The following is a 230-nucleotide window of genomic DNA, read 5'->3' as shown; positions in this document are numbered from 1 at the left end:
CGATCCTGCGCTCAATAGTCCACGGCAGCGCGGTCGTAGGCGAACCGCGCGTCGGATTCGTTCAGCACCTCCGCGCGCACGTCGGCGAGCTTCAAGTCGAGCACTCTGTGCTTCCCGTCTATCCGGCTGATTGCCTCAATCCTGTGGAACTGGCCCCCGTAGGCCTCGGCGAACCTCGCCATGCCGGGTTCCTTCCACGCCGCGTCCGGGGCCCAGGGGCCGTGGGGTCC

The 230-nt window shown here is 67.8% G+C and carries 1 protein-coding gene; it reads right to left on the bottom strand.

Annotation, left to right across the window (positions count from 1 at the left end; all coding sequences use genetic code 11):
- Positions 1–11: 11 nt before the first annotated feature.
- On the bottom strand, positions 12–230 hold a 219-nt coding region (locus KVS71_RS19535; RefSeq protein WP_217585347.1), incomplete at its 5' end, for a hypothetical protein.

The organism is Microbacterium sp. GbtcB4, assembly GCF_019091465.1.
In the GTDB taxonomy this organism is placed as follows: Bacteria; Actinomycetota; Actinomycetes; order Actinomycetales; family Microbacteriaceae; genus Microbacterium; species Microbacterium paraoxydans.
Note: the sequence above shows the minus strand (reverse complement) of the source record. Positions and strands in the feature narration are given on the sequence as shown.